This is a genomic window from Herbaspirillum frisingense, from assembly GCF_047325095.1.
Taxonomy (GTDB): Bacteria; Pseudomonadota; Gammaproteobacteria; order Burkholderiales; family Burkholderiaceae_D; genus Herbaspirillum; species Herbaspirillum frisingense.
The window spans coordinates 1-14,731 of sequence record NZ_CP168558.1 but is presented as its reverse complement, the minus strand read 5'-3'; the positions used below and the strand labels follow the sequence as shown (position 1 = coordinate 14,731).

The following is a 14,731-nucleotide window of genomic DNA, read 5'->3' as shown; positions in this document are numbered from 1 at the left end:
CCTCGGGCTGGCACACCGGGCCGCTAGCTAGCGGCCCTTTTTCATTACTGGAACGAGACACGACCTGACCATGGATGACCAACAGCTGCTGCGCTATTCGCGCCACATCCTGCTCGACGAGATCGACATCGAGGGCCAGACCCGGCTGCTGCAGGGGCATGCCCTGGTGATCGGCGCCGGCGGGCTGGGCTCGCCGGCGGCCATGTACCTGGCCTCGGCCGGCGTGGGCCATATCACCCTGGTCGACCATGACACGGTGGACCTGACCAACCTGCAGCGCCAGATCATGCACACCACCGCGCGCGTCGGCCAGCCCAAGGTCGACTCCGGTCGCGAGGCGCTGCAGCAGATCAACCCCGGTGTGCAGGTCACGGCACTGGCCGAGCGGGTCGAGGGCGAGCGCCTGCAGGCGCTGGTGGCCGATGCCGATGTGGTGCTGGACTGCAGCGACAACTTCGCCACCCGCCACGCCGTCAACCGCGCCTGCGTGGCGGCCGGTGTGCCGCTGGTCTCGGGTGCGGCCATCCGCTTCGACGGCCAGGTCAGCGTCTTCGACAGCCGCCAGGAAAAGGCCCCCTGCTATGCCTGCCTGTTCCCGCCCGAGCGCGAGTTCGAGGAAGTGCAATGTTCCACCATGGGCGTGTTCTCGCCGCTGGTCGGCATCATCGGCACCATGCAGGCGGCCGAGGCCATCAAGCTGCTGGCCGGCATCGGTCGCTCCCTGGCCGGGCGCCTGCTGCTGCTGGACGCCCGGGAGATGGAATGGACCTCGATCACCGTGGGCCGCGACCACCAGTGCCCGGTCTGCGCGCAGCGGCACGACTGAGCGCCGTAGCTTGCTGCCCGGTCTTCTGGTATAAACTCGGTTGGATGTTGCAATGCAATTGCTACGCGGCATCAAGCCAGGCTGATGTTCGGAACGACCATAATTCATAAGCGCGATCAGCCCGCCCCGCCTTGCCCGTCAAAGGGGAGTCATGAACCGCTCCATGAACCACCGCGCCGCCGGCGCGTCGCTGCCCGAGGTCAGGATCCTGTTGTGCCCGAGGCTTGGCATCCGGAATCGTTGGTGTACAATCCTTGACCGCGAAAAAGCGTACGCCATCGGCCTGCAGGCCAGCCCGGAGATCCCGCAACGGCCCCACCGAGCGTCAACGTCAATCGAAGAGGTGCCCACGCGGCTAGGGAAGTGGATTCAAAAGCGACCTGTTCCGGCAGCCAAGTATCAGCCGGGATAATGGATATAGTTGAAAAACCCGTAGTATTGAAAGTAAGCGAAGTGGCAACCAAGACTCCCAAAACTACCCCTGCAGCGCAGTTGCTGACCGAGGAAGAAATCCTCAAGATGGACGAGAAGGACTACATGAACGAAGCGCAGCTTGCTTTCTTCAAGGCCCGTCTCCAGCAGCTGGAAAAGGATCTGCTCAAGAACGCGGATGAAACCACCGAACACCTGCGCGAAACCGTGCTGGTGCCGGATCCGGCCGACCGCGCCACCATCGAGGAAGAACACGCCCTCGAACTGCGTACCCGTGACCGTGAACGCAAGCTGCTCAAGAAGGTGCAGCAGTCCATCGTGTCCATCGACAACGGCGAGTACGGATGGTGCGAAGAGACCGGCGAACCGATCGGCATCCCGCGTCTGCTGGCGCGCCCGACCGCGACCCTGTCGCTGGAAGCGCAGCAACGCCGCGAGTTGAAGCAGAAGCTCTACGGCGACTGATCCCCGCCCCGCAGGATGAAGCCTGTGCCGCGACGCGGCCAGGCATGGCGCCGGCAGCCCGTGTTGCCGGTGCAGGATCATTGACCCCGGTTTTTCGGACTGGCCAGCTATGAGCCACGGGGTAGAATCCTTCATATCCGAATTTAAAGACGACCGGTAGTACTGCATGTTGAGCGGCATTGCAGGGTGTTCGATGTCAGTACCTTCAGTTCATCGTCAGTAGCCCCTGAAAAAGCTGCAAAAGCTGCAAACGCGGTCGAAGCTGTTGCGTCATCCGTATTGCACTGGTCTGCCCGCCTCTGCCCTGTTTTGTGTTGCGTGTGTTTGCAGCCCTGTCGTCCACTTGCCGATCCGTTCCATGAACCGACTGCGTTCCCTGCGTAGCTTCACCGTCATTGCCATGCTGGCGATGTCGTTGCTGTTCGCGCAGATGCTGGGGTTTGTCCACGGCATCGCGCACGCGGGCTGGGCACCGGGCACGGTGCACTCGCTGATCAGCGACGCCCTCTTCGACGAAGCCGAGCCGGCCTCGGTCAGTACCGGTCAGGATGCGCATGTGCACGGTCCCCATGCCCACGACCTGCATCACTCCTGCGTCGCCTACGATGCCGCAGCCCTGTCGGCCGGTGTCCATTTCAGTTTCCCTCCCTTGCCGCTGTTGCCGCCGCTACGCGTGCTGGCCCTGTGGCTGGCGTTCTCCTCGTGGGACGCCCCGCTCAACTGCCATTTCTCCTCCCGCGCCCCGCCGCGCTGAATTCCTTCCCCTCGCAAGACCCATCTGACTGGTTGCCGGTTGTCCCTCGCGCCTCCGTATGCCGCGCGCCCTCGTCCCTGACGAGGCGCCTGCGTACGGGCGCGTGCTGACGGCCGGTGTATCCGCGCCGCCTGTCTCCACCAGAACAGGACAGGCAGCGCCTCGCGCAAAACAAGGAATTCACAATGGCTTTCCAACGCCAACTCATTGCTTCGGCCGTCCTCACCGCCCTGGCTGCCTGGTCCATGTCCGCTACGGCCCAGACCACCTCTGCGACCACCACTGACTCCGCCGCGCTGGCCTCCACCCCGCCGGCTGCGCCCGCACCAGCGCCCCTGCAACCCATCGTCGTCACCGCCACCCCCTTCGCATCACAGGAAGACGTGCAGGTGCTCGCGCCCGCCAAGGTGATCACCGGCGACGAACTGCGCAACAAGCTCGGCAACTCCCTGGGCGACACTCTCTCCGGCGAACTGGGCGTGTCGGCCTCGGCCTTCGGCGCCGGTGCATCGCGTCCCATCATCCGCGGCATGGAAGGCCCGCGCGTGATGATCCTGCAGAACGGCATGGGCGTCTCCGATGTTTCCACCGTCTCCAACGACCACGCCGTCGCCACCGAAGCCGCCACTGCGCGCCAGATCGAAATCCTGCGTGGCCCGGCCGCGCTGCTGTACGGTTCGGGCGCCATCGGCGGCCTGGTCAACGTGGTCAATGACCGCATCCCGACCGAACTGGTGGGCAAGCCCACCGGCACCGTCGAAGCCCGCTACGGCACCGTGGACGGCGAAAAGAACAGCTCCTTCTCGCTGGACACCTCGGCCGGCCAGATCGGCCTGCACCTGGACGGCAACTATCGCGACACCGACAACTACAAGATCCCCGGCAATGCGCGCCAGGGCGATACCGCCAGCGCCTCCGGTCGCCTGCCCAATTCCTTCACCCACGAGACCAGCCTGGGGGCCGGCATTTCCTACGTCGCCAACTGGGGCTATATCGGCCTGTCGGCGGCAACCCTGGATGATCACTACGGCATCCCCACCGATGAAATGTCCTTCATCGACCTGCACCAGAACCGCTACGACCTCGACACCGTCGTCAACAACCCGTTTGCCGGCATCGAGAAATTCCGCTTCCGCATGGGTTATACCGATTACACCCATATCGAAAAGGAGCAGGATGGCACCCCCGCCACGGTGTTTGCCAACCGCGCCCTGCAGACCCGCTGGGAGTTGACCCACGCACCGCTGGCCGGTTGGCACGGTACCTTCGGCATACAGACCGAGCAGAGCAATTACTCGGCCCTGTCGGCCGACACCGGCGCGGCCGAACTGACTCCGCCGACCCGTTCCACCTCGTTTGCCGGCTTCCTGGTCGAAGAACGCCAGTTCGGCCAGGTGCTGGTCAGCGGCGGCCTGCGCGGCGAGAGTGTCAAGCGCAGTCCCGACAGTGGCAGCGGCCTGCCAGGACGGGACTTCAGCCTGCTGTCCTGGTCCACCGGTGCCCTGTGGAGCTTCCAGCCGGGCTATGGCCTGGGCCTGACCTATTCGTTCGCCCAACGCGCACCGACGGTGGAAGAGCTGTACTCCAACGGCCCGCACGAATCGACCGCCACCTTCGACATCGGCGATAACCAGCTGAAGAAGGAAACTTCACACAACATCGAACTGAGTCTGCAGAAGACCGAAGGCCTGGTGCGCTGGAAGGGCAATGTCTTCCGCAACAAGGTCAACAACTACATCTACGGCCGTACCAACGGCCAGGTCGATGACAGCGGTGCTGCAGATCCCACCGGCGAATTCACCCAGCGCTTCTGGTCGCAGGCCGACGCCACCATCCGTGGCGTGGAAGCCGAGGTCAGCTACAACTGGAACGGCGAAGGCCTCTCCAGCCGGGTCTTTGCCGACACCTCGCGTGGCACCCTCGATAGCCTCGGCAACCTGCCCCTGCAGCCGGCCACCCGCTATGGCGTCGAGATGGCCTACAAGACCGGCCCCTGGGCCAGCGGCGTGAAGGTGTTGCGTGCCCAGAAGCAGGATCGACTGGCCTCCTTCGAAAACTACGAGACCCCGTCCTATACCCAGCTGGACGCCAACCTGTCCTACACCCAGCGCCTCAATGGCGTGAAGCTGACCTGGTTCGCCCTGGCGCGCAATCTCCTGAACCAGGACATCCGCCTGTCCACCTCGGTGCTGCGTGAATCGGTGCCACTGGGTGGCCGCAACTTCATCGTGGGGGTGCGCAGCGCCTTCTGATCGCTGATCCACGACCGACAGGCCAGCGGACCCGGATCCGCTGGCCCCTCCAGTGCGAGCGGGAGACTGCGCCTCCCGCCAGCGCGGCTTGCCCGGCCGTCTCCGCAAGGAGGCGCCGGGCTTTTTTTGCGCCCCGGGCCGCATCACGGTGCCGGCGGGAAGTCCAGAACGGTGTCGTTCACACGGTTGAACAGGTTGGTGAAGGTGATCGCAGTCACGGCCAGCAGGGTATCGACGATCTGCGCATCGCTATAGACAGCCCGCACGCGTGCCACCACGTCGGCCTCGACGGTGCCGCTGCTGCCCACCAGCAGGCGGGCGAAATCGGCCAGCACGTCCAGCTTGTCGTCGCCGGAGGCCTGGCCGTGGCGCACGCCCTGGATGGCCTGGGCCGACAGACCGACCTTCTTGCCCATCAGCGAGTGCGCCGCCAGGCAGTAATCGCAACCGGCCTTTTCGCTCACGGCCAGCTTGATGGCTTCGATTTCCTGGGCCGACAGGCTGCTCTTGCGCAGAGCGCCATCCAGATGCAGGGCCGATTCCAGGGCGACCGGGCTGAGCGAGCCGATGCCGGCGTAGGCATTGGGCACCATGCCGACAGCCGACTTGATGGCGGCAAACAGTTGGGCGGCCTGGCCGGTGGCTTCGGTAACGGGGGTAGTGGTAAGACGGGGCATGACAGTTCTCCTGTGAGAGGTTAGCGCCGGCGTTGGCGGGATTGCCGTGAGTGCCGTGTTGCGCATGGATGTACTGTAGGCCTGTAGCTTGAAATTATGAATGCTTGAAAATGACTTAAAATTGCTCAAAAAACTCAACCACCCTGAATTCGTTGAAGGAATCCACCGATGGACGCGCTCAGTCGTCTCCTCTCTCTCCACCCCGTGCGAGCCGGGCTGGATATCCGCTGCCGCTTCGGCCAGCCCTGGGACCTGCCCAATCCGGCCTTGCCCACCGGGGTGGCCCCCTATCACTTCATTCTGGAAGGGCAGGCCCAACTGCAACTGCCCGATAGCGAAGCCCTGACCCTGCAGGCCGGCGACCTGGTGATCCTCACCCGTGGCGCCGCCCACCATCTCTCCATCGCTCCCGCCACCCCTGCCACCCAGGCCAGTCCTGTGCGCCTGGGCAGCACGGCGGCGCCGGTCACGCTGCATGTCAACGACGACCAGGGCGGAGGCAGCCAGCCTCTCTCCGATTTCCTCTGTGGACAATTTCATTTCGAGGCCCCGCATTCCAACGCTCTGATGCAGGCCCTGCCCGAGCTGCTGCTGGTGCGCAGCGCCGAACTGCCCGAAGGCGATGGCCTGCGCACGCTGGCCACGCTGTTGCGCAACGAATGCGGCGGCGCCGATGGACAGGGCGAACTGCGCTCCGGCGCCCAGGCCGTGGTGGCCGGGCTGGCAGCGGCCCTGTTCGGCCTGGCCCTGCGCGCCTGGCTGGCACGGGGCGGTCCACAACCGGGTTTGCTGGCGCTGCTGGCGCATCCGGTCTTGCAGAGCGCGATGCAGGCCATGCTGGAATCACCCCAGGAGGACTGGCCGCTGCCGCGCCTGGCCGGCCTGTGCCACATGTCACGTGCCACCTTCGTGCGACGCTTCCAGGAAGTGGGCGGCACCACACCCGGTGAGGTTCTGCTGCAGTTGCGCATGGCGCGCGCCGCCCGCCTCTTGAGCTACAGCAAAATGGGCACGGCACAGATCGGCGAAGCAGTGGGTTATCAGTCGGAAGCGGCCTTCAATCGCGTCTTCAAGAAATACAGCGGACTCGGGCCGGGTGCCTACCGGCGCAGGAGCAGGGCCGCAGAGGCGGCGGGAGAAGAGGGCAGGGGCTAGCGCAGGGGGAGGAGGAGGGGCGGCGGAGGGGCGGAGGGATTCAGCGGATCGGCAGGCGGATGGTGTTCTTCACCTCTTCCATCACCGCATAGGTATGCGTCTCGCGCACGCCTTTGAGCTGCAGCAGCGACTTGCCCAGGAATTCTCGATAGGCATTCATATCCTTGACCCGCGACTTGACCAGATAGTCGAAGCCGCCCGCCACCATGTGGCATTCCATGATCTCGGGAATGCTCTGCACGCTCTTCTTGAACTCGGCGAAGACATCCGGCGTGGTGCGGTCCAGCACCACCTCGATGAACACCAGCAGCGACACATCGAGCAATTCCGGATTCAACTGCGCCGCAAAACCCAGGATATAGCCTGCCTCCTGCAGCTTGCGCACCCGTTCCAGGCAGGCTGCCGGCGACAGGTTCACACGGGCGGCGAGATCGACGTTGCTGATGCGACCGTCGTTTTGCAGCTCCGCCAGAATTTTCTTGCTGATCTTGTCGAGTCCGGCCATGGTTTCTGAACTTTATTCAGTTAAAAAAATTTAGAGTGAATTTTATTCTGATTATAAAGGGAATAAACGCGCCTAATATCAAGGAAGAGTCAATAGAATCCTCCCTCATAAAAAACACAACGTAATGCGGGCATGAAGCGCCGGAAACGGCCTTCTGCGCGGATGACAGCAGTATCTCGGCCAGAGTGTTGACGAGTTTTGTTTTGCCAGGGCTTGCCTGCGCTTACCCCTGTATTCGCAGAAAGTACAGCATCAACGGAATTGCATCACCCGCGCCCACAAGGCGCGGGGTGGCGCAAATCCTGCTTTTCCAGCGTTTTCAATGCAATCACCAACCGCAGTCTGACTTTCTAGAAGAGAGGAAACACCCCATGTTCAAGCGCGTCTCCGGACTCAACATCATCGCAGCCTCGCTGGCGCTGATCCCCGCCTTCGCCATGGCGCAAGAAGCGCAGGTCGTGAAGATCGGTTTCTCCAGCCCCCTGACCGGTCCCCAGGCATCAGCCGGCAAGGACAACCAGGGCGGTCTGATGATGGCAGTCGAGCGTCTGAATGCGCAACCCATCACCGTGGGCGGCAAGAAGATCAAGTTCGAAGTCATCGCCGAAGACGACCAGGCCGATCCCAAGCAGGGCGTGGCCGTGGCACAGAAGCTGGCTGACCAGGGTGTCAAGGCCATCGTCGGTCCCTACAACTCGGGCGTGACCATCCCCGCCTCGCGCGTCTACAACGATGCCGGCATCGTGGTGGCCACCGTCGCCTCCAACCCCAAGATCACCCAGCAAGGTTTTGCCACCCTGTTCCGCGTGGCCGCCAGCGACAGCCAACTGGGCGGCAAGATGGCCCTGTACGCAGCCAAGGAGCTCAAGCTCAAGCGCGTGGCCGTGATCGATGACCGCACCGCCTACGGCCAGGGCCTGGCCGAGGAATTCGCCAAGGTCGCCAAGGCCAACGGCATCGAAGTGGTCAGCAAGGACTTCACCAACGACAAGGCCACCGACTTCACCGCCATCCTGACCTCGATCAAGGGCAAGAAGCCCGACGCCGTGTTCCTCGGTGGCTACGCTCCGCAAGGCGGCCCGATCAAGCGCCAGATGAAGCAACTGGGCATCGACGTCCCCCTGATGGGCGGCGACGGCATCTGCTCGCCGGAAATGGGTCGTCTGGGTGGCGACGCCATTGGCGAGACCGTCTACTGTACCCAAGGCGGCACCATGCTGGACAAGGCCAAGGACGGCAAGATCTTCGCCGACGACTACCAGAAGAAGTACAGCCGTCCTGCCGAAACCTATGCGGTCTCGTTCTATGACGGCATGATGCTGATCGCCCAGGCCATGAAGCAGGCCAACTCCATCGAGCCCAAGGCCTTCGGCCCGGCCCTGGCCAAGATCAGCTACAAGGGCGTGGCCGGTCAGTACGACTTCGACGCCAACCACGACCTGAAGCAATCGCCCGTGACCGTCTATCGCTTCAAGGACGGCCTGCCGGTCCCCCTGACCAGCTACTGATCGGTCCGCCAGACGGCCTGATCCAGCCGCCCGCTTTTGCGGGCGGCGCGCCAGGCGTCCCTTACCCCGCTCCAGAGTTGCACATTCCCGCTTCCCGCCGGCCCAGGCCGGCTCGGGAGCGGTTTGTCGCACCCGCTTGGCCCCGCTTGTACCCCGCCTGTGCCCAGCTTGAGGCTGCAAGGCGGGCCATTTCGGCGGCCGGCGCGGCACAGTGTTAGGCTGTGCCTTTGGCGGCGCGCAGCATACCCGGAAGGAAGTCACATGCTCAGCTACACCCGTACCGTCCAGACCATCGATGCCCACACCGGCGGCGAACCGCTGCGCATCGTCGTCTCCGGCCTGCCCAAGATCCCCGCCGGCACCATCCTGCAGCAGCGCGCCTGGCTGCGCGAACACCGCGACGACCTGCGCTGTTTCCTCATGAACGAGCCGCGCGGCCACGCCGACATGTATGGCGCCTACCTCCTGCCGCCGGTCACCGCCGGTGCCGACTTCGGCGTCATCTTCATCCACAACGAAGGCTATAGCGACATGTGCGGCCACGGCATCATCGCCCTGGGCAAGGTGCTGGTAGAAATGGGTTACGTCGAGCGCACGCAGCCGCAGACCCGCATCTGCTTCGATGCCCCGGCCGGCTTCATCGAAGCCTTCGTCGAGTGGGACGGTGTGCGTGCCGGCAAGGTCAGCTTCAACAACGTACCGGCCTTCATCTATCGTCGCGATGTCGAGGTACAGACCCCCAGCTTTGGCAAGATCACCGGCGACATCGTCTTCGGCGGCGCCTTCTACTACTACATCAACGCCGCCCAGGCCGGTCTGACCGTCAAGCCCGAACTGGTGCGCCAGCTGATCCAGCTGGGCGCCGAGACCAAGGCCGCCGTCATCGCCAAGGTCGCCATCCAGCATCCGCTGGAGCCCGGCCTCAATACGCTGTACGGCACCATCATCGACAGCGAACCCAATTTCCCCGGTGCCGATCAATCCAATGTCTGCATCTTCGCCGACCGCGAGGTGGACCGCTCGCCCACCGGCACCGGTACCTCCGGCCGCGCCGCCCAACTGTTCCTGCGCGGACAGCTGGCGCTGAACCAGGGCTACGTCAACGGCAGCATCGTCGGCAGCAATTTCGGCGTGCGCGTGACTGCCGCCACCAAGGTCGGCGACTTCGATGGCGCACTCACCGAAGTCAGCGGCCACGCCCACATCATGAGCACCAACCAATGGGTGCTGGAAGAGTCCGATCCCTTCCCGACCGGCTTCTTCCTGCGCTGAGCGCCCCCTTCGAGACAGGACTTCCATGCACATCCTCGACCCCCACCAGAGCGCCCAGGCGCTGCCCTATGCGGCCCTGGTCGATGCCCTGGCACGCGCCGCGCAGGAACTGGCCAGCGGCGCCATCCGCGCGCCCGAACGCCAGGTCGTTCCCATCGATGCCGCCAGCGTCCTGCTGGGCATGCCGGCCATTGCCGAGGACCTCTCGGTGACCAAGCTGATCACCGTCCACGCCGACAATGCGCGCCATCACCTGCCCGCGATCCAGGGCGAGGTCATCGCCTTCGACACCCATACCGGCCGCCGCCTGGCGCTCATGGATGGTCCCACCGTCACGGGCCGTCGCACCGCCGCCATGAGCATGCTGGGCATACGCACCCTGTTGCCGCGCAAGCCGCAATCGGCACTGCTGATCGGCACCGGTGCCCAGGCCGCCGCCCACGCCGATGCCCTGGTCGAGTATTTCGGCGTATCGCAATTCTGGGTCGCCGCACGCGACCTCGAACGCACCCAGGCTTTCTGCCGCGCTATCAGCGAACGTCATCCGCAGGCCGTGGCCAGTCCGCTCCCGGCACGGATGTTGCAGGAGGAATTGCCGCGCACCGACGTGGTGATCGCCATGACCACCTCGCGTGTGGCGGTGATCCCCGAAGGGATCGCAGCGGATACCCTGGCCATTGGCGTGGGGGCCTTCAAGCCTGACATGGTGGAGTTCCCGGCCACGCTGTTGCATGCCCGTCGCATCGTCGTCGATGACCTGCCCGGATCGCACCACGAGGCGGGTGATCTGATCCAGGCCAAGGTCGATTGGGCGCAGGTGGTGGGCATCGCCGACGTGCTGGCCGGCAAGGCGCCGGCCGCCACGCTGCACAAGGACGGGGCACTGCCGGTGTTCAAGACCGTGGGCCAGGCGTCATGGGACCTGGCTGCTGCGCGCGTGATGCGTCAAACCTTGGGGCTCTGAAACTGAACGTGCAATCGCAGGAAATTTGATAAATAATTTACGGTTTTATGCGATTGCGGTTTTCCTTGCGGCTGTTGTTCCTCTTTTTTTCGTCTTTTTTTCGCATTCCCCTTTTGCAGTTTTTCATATAAATCATCCTCCACAAGGAGACACCGTTTCATGGACATTTTCATCCAGCAGATCATCAACGGATTGGTGCTAGGCAGCATGTACGCACTGATCGCCCTGGGCTACACCATGGTGTACGGGGTGCTGAACCTGATCAACTTTGCCCACGGCGACATCCTGATGGTGGGGGCCATGGTGGGCCTGTCGCTGCTTAAACTGGTGCAGCATGTGGCACCGGACCTGCCGGGCATCGTCAAGCTGATCATCGCCATCGTCGGTGCGATCCCGGTGTGTATCGTGGTCAGTCTCCTGATCGAACGCATCGCCTACCGCCCGCTGCGCAATGCACCGCGCCTGGCGCCGCTGATCACCGCCATCGGCGTGTCGATCCTGCTGCAGACCTTCGCCATGATGATCTGGGGCCGTAGCCCCCTGCCATTCCCGCAGGTCATGCCGTCCGACCCGGTGCACATCGCCGGTGCCCTGATCTCGCCGACCCAGATCATGCTGCTGATCCTGGCGCTGGCCGCCATGATCGGCCTGGTGCTGATCGTGGAAAAGACCAAGATGGGCCGCGCCATGCGCGCCACCGCCGAGAACCCGCGCATCGCCGGCTTGATGGGCGTGGACGCCAACCGCGTCATCATCGTCACCTTCGCCATCGGCGCGGCCCTGGCGGCCATTGCCGGCGTGATGTGGGCGGCCAACTATTCCACCGCGCAGTTCGCCATGGGCTTCGTGCCCGGCCTGAAGGCCTTCTCGGCGGCGGTGCTGGGCGGCATCGGCAACATCTACGGCGCCATGCTGGGCGGCATCCTGCTGGGCCTGATCGAAAGCCTCGGTGCTGGCTACATCGGCGACCTGACCGGCAACTTCCTGGGCAGCAACTACCAGGACATCTTCGCCTTCATCGTGCTGATCATCGTGCTGACCCTGCGCCCCTCCGGGATCATGGGCGAGCGCGTGGCGGATCGGGCTTGAGTTTCAAGGTGTGCATGCCTTGCACACCTTGAAGACATAAAACCTTAAAAGTTTAAAAAAACAGAACTTAGAGAATCGGAAGAGAACACTATGGCTCTCATGACCTTCGACATGAAGCGCAACCCGCAGCAGGCGCGCATCAGCCTGCTGGCGCTGTTGGCGCTGATGATCATCTTCCCCATGATTGCCCAGCATTTCGGCAATTCGTGGGTGCGCATCATGGATATGGCACTGCTCTACATCATGCTGGCCCTGGGCCTGAACGTGGTGGTGGGCTTCGCCGGCCTCCTGGACCTGGGCTACATCGCCTTCTACGCCATCGGCGCCTATACCGCAGGCCTGCTGGCCTCGCCGCAGTTCGCGGCGGTGATCGAGTCCTTCGTCAATACCTATCCCGACGTCGGCAACTTCCTGGTCTGGCTGTATGGTCCGCAGATCGTGCAGAACGGCATCCACCTCTCGCTGTGGCTGATCGTGCCGATCTCGGGCGTGCTGGCCGCCATCTTCGGCGCGCTGCTGGGGGCCCCGACCCTGAAGCTGCGCGGTGACTACCTGGCCATCGTGACCCTGGGCTTCGGCGAGATCATCCGCATCTTCATGAACAACCTGAACGCCCCGGTCAACATCACCAACGGCCCGCAGGGGATCAACCTGATCGACCCGATCCGCGTCTTTGGCGTCTCGCTGGCCGGCGAGCCCGGTTCGGGTTCGATGGTGAAGGTCTTCGGCATGAGCCTGCCCTCGGTCAATGCCTACTACTACCTGTTCCTGGTGCTGTGCATCTTCGTGATCTTCTTCTCGGTGCGCCTGCAGGACTCGCGCCTGGGCCGTGCCTGGGTGGCCATCCGCGAAGACGAGATCGCCGCCAAGGCGATGGGCATCAACACCCGCAACGTCAAGCTGCTGGCCTTCGCCATGGGCGCCTCCTTCGGTGGCGTGGCCGGTGCCATGTTCGGCGCCTTCCAGGGTTTTGTGTCGCCGGAATCCTTCTCGCTGACCGAATCCATCGCCGTGCTGGCCATGGTGGTGCTGGGCGGCATCGGTCACATCCCCGGCGTGGTGCTGGGTGGCGTGATCCTGGCCGCGCTGCCGGAAGTGCTGCGCCACGTGGTGGAGCCGCTGCAGATGGCCATTTTCGGCCGTGTCTGGATCGATGCCGAAGTGCTGCGCCAGCTGCTCTACGGCCTGGCCATGGTGGTCATCATGCTGACCCGCCCGGCTGGCCTGTGGCCCTCGCCGCGCCATGAAGACCGTCCCGAAGTGGACCATACCAAAGTCGGTACGACCGGCGAAGTCAAAGCCTAAGCTGGAGCACAGAACATGACACAGACACTGCTCAAGATCCGCGACGTCAGCAAGCGTTTCGGCGGCCTGCAAGCCCTGAACGGCGTGGGCATCACCATCGAGCGCGGCCAGATCTATGGCCTGATCGGCCCCAACGGTGCCGGCAAGACCACCTTCTTCAACGTCATCACGGGCCTGTATCAACCGGACACCGGCAGCTTCGAGCTGGACGGCAAGCCCTATAGCCCCAGCGCCCCGCACGAAGTGGCGAAGGCCGGCATCGCCCGTACCTTCCAGAACATCCGCCTGTTCGGCGAGATGACCGTGCTGGAAAACGTGATGGTCGGTTGCCACGTGCGCACCAAACAGAACGTGTTTGGTGCGGTCTTCCGCCACAAGGCAGCCCGTGACGAAGAAGCGGCGATCCGCGCCAAGTCGCAGCAACTGCTGGACTTCGTGGGCATCGGCCAGTTCGCCAAGCGCACGGCGCGTCACCTGTCGTATGGTGACCAGCGTCGCCTGGAAATCGCCCGCGCGCTGGCCACCGACCCGCAACTGCTGGCGCTGGACGAACCGGCAGCCGGCATGAACGCCACCGAGAAACTGGGCCTGCGCGAGCTGCTGGTGAAGATCCAGGCCGAAGGCAAGACCATCCTGCTCATCGAACACGATGTGAAGCTGATGATGGGCCTGTGCAACCGCATCACGGTTCTGGACTACGGCAAGCCGATTGCCGAGGGCGTACCGGCCGACGTACAGAAGAACCCGGCGGTGATCGAAGCCTACCTGGGCGCAGGCCATTAAGCGAGACCACAGAACATGACAACGAACATCCTCAAAGTCGAACAACTGAGCGTGGCCTACGGCGGCATCCAGGCCGTCAAGGGCATCGCCCTGGAAGTCAACGAAGGCGAACTGGTGACCCTGATCGGTGCCAACGGTGCCGGCAAGACCACCACCCTGAAAGCCATCACCGGCACGCTGCCCAGCAGCAAGGTAGATGGCCACGTGTATTACATGGGCAATCCGCTCAAGGGCAAGAAGTCCTTCGAGCTGGTCAAGGACAAGCTGGCGATGGTGCCGGAAGGGCGGGGCGTCTTCACGCGCATGAGCATCCAGGAAAACCTGTTGATGGGCGCCTACACCAGCAATGACAAGGGCCAGATCCAGGCCGACATCGACCGCTGGTTCGAGGTCTTCCCGCGCCTGAAGGAACGTGCCGCGCAGATGGCCGGTACCTTGTCGGGTGGCGAACAGCAGATGCTGGCCATGGCGCGCGCGCTGATGAGCCACCCCAAGCTGCTGTTGCTGGACGAGCCCTCGATGGGCCTGTCGCCGATCATGGTGGAGAAGATCTTTGAAGTGATCCGCAATGTGTCGGCCCAGGGCATCACCATCCTGCTGGTGGAACAGAACGCCAAGCTGGCGCTGGAGGCGGCGCATCGCGGTTACGTGATGGAGTCCGGCCTGATCACCATGGAAGGCGAGGCCAAGCAGATGCTGGATGATCCACGGGTCAAGGCGGCTTACCTGGGTGAGGGTTGATCC

Annotated in this window: 14 protein-coding genes; 12 read left to right on the top strand and 2 right to left on the bottom strand. The window is 63.7% G+C overall.

What is annotated here, in order from left to right; translation table 11 throughout:
* The first annotated feature begins 70 nt into the window (after positions 1–70).
* The 4 genes from ACEOAC_RS00070 (at position 71) to ACEOAC_RS00055 (ending at position 4,729) form a co-directional block, all read left to right on the top strand.
* Entirely contained in the window at positions 71–826 is a 756-nt protein-coding gene (locus tag ACEOAC_RS00070) for a HesA/MoeB/ThiF family protein (RefSeq protein ID WP_006464882.1), read from the top strand.
* A 411-nt stretch (positions 827–1,237) separates the two neighbouring features.
* Positions 1,238–1,723 (top strand): RNA polymerase-binding protein DksA, encoded by a 486-nt coding sequence (gene dksA, locus ACEOAC_RS00065; protein WP_174616797.1) that lies wholly within the window; start codon positions 1,238–1,240, stop codon positions 1,721–1,723.
* A gap of 358 nt (positions 1,724–2,081) precedes the next feature.
* Complete coding sequence (locus tag ACEOAC_RS00060; RefSeq protein ID WP_006464879.1) at positions 2,082–2,477, top strand: hypothetical protein; 396 nt, start codon at positions 2,082–2,084, stop codon at positions 2,475–2,477.
* 185 nt (positions 2,478–2,662) lie between these two features.
* A complete protein-coding gene (locus ACEOAC_RS00055) occupies positions 2,663–4,729 on the top strand; it encodes a TonB-dependent receptor (protein ID WP_241813694.1) in 2,067 nt (688 codons plus the stop codon).
* A gap of 143 nt (positions 4,730–4,872) precedes the next feature.
* Here the strand turns inward: ACEOAC_RS00055 and ACEOAC_RS00050 are convergent, their stop codons facing one another.
* Positions 4,873–5,406: a carboxymuconolactone decarboxylase family protein gene (locus ACEOAC_RS00050; RefSeq protein ID WP_006464877.1), complete on the bottom strand. Its 534-nt coding sequence runs from the start codon at positions 5,404–5,406 to the stop codon at positions 4,873–4,875.
* Positions 5,407–5,574: 168 nt separating this feature from the next.
* On the opposite strand from ACEOAC_RS00050, the gene ACEOAC_RS00045 reads away from it, so the two are divergent.
* The gene (locus ACEOAC_RS00045) at positions 5,575–6,561 is read left to right on the top strand and encodes an AraC family transcriptional regulator (RefSeq protein WP_241813693.1); all 987 of its coding nucleotides are present in this window, start codon (positions 5,575–5,577) and stop codon (positions 6,559–6,561) included.
* Between the two features lie 40 nt (positions 6,562–6,601).
* On the opposite strand, the gene ACEOAC_RS00040 is transcribed toward ACEOAC_RS00045, so the two are convergent.
* Positions 6,602–7,066: an Lrp/AsnC ligand binding domain-containing protein gene (locus tag ACEOAC_RS00040; protein WP_006464875.1), complete on the bottom strand. Its 465-nt coding sequence runs from the start codon at positions 7,064–7,066 to the stop codon at positions 6,602–6,604.
* Positions 7,067–7,437: 371 nt separating this feature from the next.
* Here ACEOAC_RS00040 and ACEOAC_RS00035 point away from each other — a divergent pair, with 371 nt between their 5' ends.
* The 7 genes from ACEOAC_RS00035 (at position 7,438) to ACEOAC_RS00005 (ending at position 14,728) form a co-directional block, all read left to right on the top strand.
* Positions 7,438–8,574, top strand: a complete 1,137-nt coding sequence (locus ACEOAC_RS00035) for a branched-chain amino acid ABC transporter substrate-binding protein (protein ID WP_077234943.1) — start codon at positions 7,438–7,440, stop codon at positions 8,572–8,574.
* 261 nt (positions 8,575–8,835) lie between these two features.
* Positions 8,836–9,846, top strand: coding sequence for a trans-3-hydroxy-L-proline dehydratase (gene lhpH, locus ACEOAC_RS00030; RefSeq protein ID WP_413444833.1), 1,011 nt, complete (start codon positions 8,836–8,838; stop codon positions 9,844–9,846).
* Between the two features lie 25 nt (positions 9,847–9,871).
* Entirely contained in the window at positions 9,872–10,810 is a 939-nt protein-coding gene (locus ACEOAC_RS00025) for a delta(1)-pyrroline-2-carboxylate reductase family protein (protein ID WP_413444832.1), read from the top strand.
* A 159-nt stretch (positions 10,811–10,969) separates the two neighbouring features.
* Positions 10,970–11,899, top strand: a complete 930-nt coding sequence (locus tag ACEOAC_RS00020) for a branched-chain amino acid ABC transporter permease (protein ID WP_039877283.1) — start codon at positions 10,970–10,972, stop codon at positions 11,897–11,899.
* Between the two features lie 90 nt (positions 11,900–11,989).
* Positions 11,990–13,204: an ABC transporter permease subunit gene (locus ACEOAC_RS00015; RefSeq protein WP_077235383.1), complete on the top strand. Its 1,215-nt coding sequence runs from the start codon at positions 11,990–11,992 to the stop codon at positions 13,202–13,204.
* Between the two features lie 15 nt (positions 13,205–13,219).
* Positions 13,220–13,987, top strand: a complete 768-nt coding sequence (locus tag ACEOAC_RS00010; protein ID WP_284079431.1) for an ABC transporter ATP-binding protein — start codon at positions 13,220–13,222, stop codon at positions 13,985–13,987.
* A gap of 15 nt (positions 13,988–14,002) precedes the next feature.
* Positions 14,003–14,728: an ABC transporter ATP-binding protein gene (locus ACEOAC_RS00005; RefSeq protein WP_006464706.1), complete on the top strand. Its 726-nt coding sequence runs from the start codon at positions 14,003–14,005 to the stop codon at positions 14,726–14,728.
* The last annotated feature ends 3 nt before the right edge of the window (positions 14,729–14,731 follow it).

What these genes read in the sequence shown, in the direction of transcription:
- dksA (WP_174616797.1), top strand. Translation starts at nt 1,238, where the DNA reads ATGGATATAGTTGAAAAACCCGTAGTATTGAAAGTAAGCGAAGTGGCA.
- ACEOAC_RS00010 (WP_284079431.1), top strand. Translation starts at nt 13,220, where the DNA reads ATGACACAGACACTGCTCAAGATCCGCGACGTCAGCAAGCGTTTCGGC.
- ACEOAC_RS00035 (WP_077234943.1), top strand. Translation starts at nt 7,438, where the DNA reads ATGTTCAAGCGCGTCTCCGGACTCAACATCATCGCAGCCTCGCTGGCG.
- ACEOAC_RS00060 (WP_006464879.1), top strand. Translation starts at nt 2,082, where the DNA reads ATGAACCGACTGCGTTCCCTGCGTAGCTTCACCGTCATTGCCATGCTG.
- ACEOAC_RS00025 (WP_413444832.1), top strand. Translation starts at nt 9,872, where the DNA reads ATGCACATCCTCGACCCCCACCAGAGCGCCCAGGCGCTGCCCTATGCG.
- ACEOAC_RS00045 (WP_241813693.1), top strand. Translation starts at nt 5,575, where the DNA reads ATGGACGCGCTCAGTCGTCTCCTCTCTCTCCACCCCGTGCGAGCCGGG.
- ACEOAC_RS00040 (WP_006464875.1), bottom strand. Translation starts at nt 7,066, where the DNA reads ATGGCCGGACTCGACAAGATCAGCAAGAAAATTCTGGCGGAGCTGCAA.
- ACEOAC_RS00070 (WP_006464882.1), top strand. Translation starts at nt 71, where the DNA reads ATGGATGACCAACAGCTGCTGCGCTATTCGCGCCACATCCTGCTCGAC.
- ACEOAC_RS00015 (WP_077235383.1), top strand. Translation starts at nt 11,990, where the DNA reads ATGGCTCTCATGACCTTCGACATGAAGCGCAACCCGCAGCAGGCGCGC.
- ACEOAC_RS00050 (WP_006464877.1), bottom strand. Translation starts at nt 5,406, where the DNA reads ATGCCCCGTCTTACCACTACCCCCGTTACCGAAGCCACCGGCCAGGCC.
- ACEOAC_RS00005 (WP_006464706.1), top strand. Translation starts at nt 14,003, where the DNA reads ATGACAACGAACATCCTCAAAGTCGAACAACTGAGCGTGGCCTACGGC.
- ACEOAC_RS00055 (WP_241813694.1), top strand. Translation starts at nt 2,663, where the DNA reads ATGGCTTTCCAACGCCAACTCATTGCTTCGGCCGTCCTCACCGCCCTG.
- lhpH (WP_413444833.1), top strand. Translation starts at nt 8,836, where the DNA reads ATGCTCAGCTACACCCGTACCGTCCAGACCATCGATGCCCACACCGGC.
- ACEOAC_RS00020 (WP_039877283.1), top strand. Translation starts at nt 10,970, where the DNA reads ATGGACATTTTCATCCAGCAGATCATCAACGGATTGGTGCTAGGCAGC.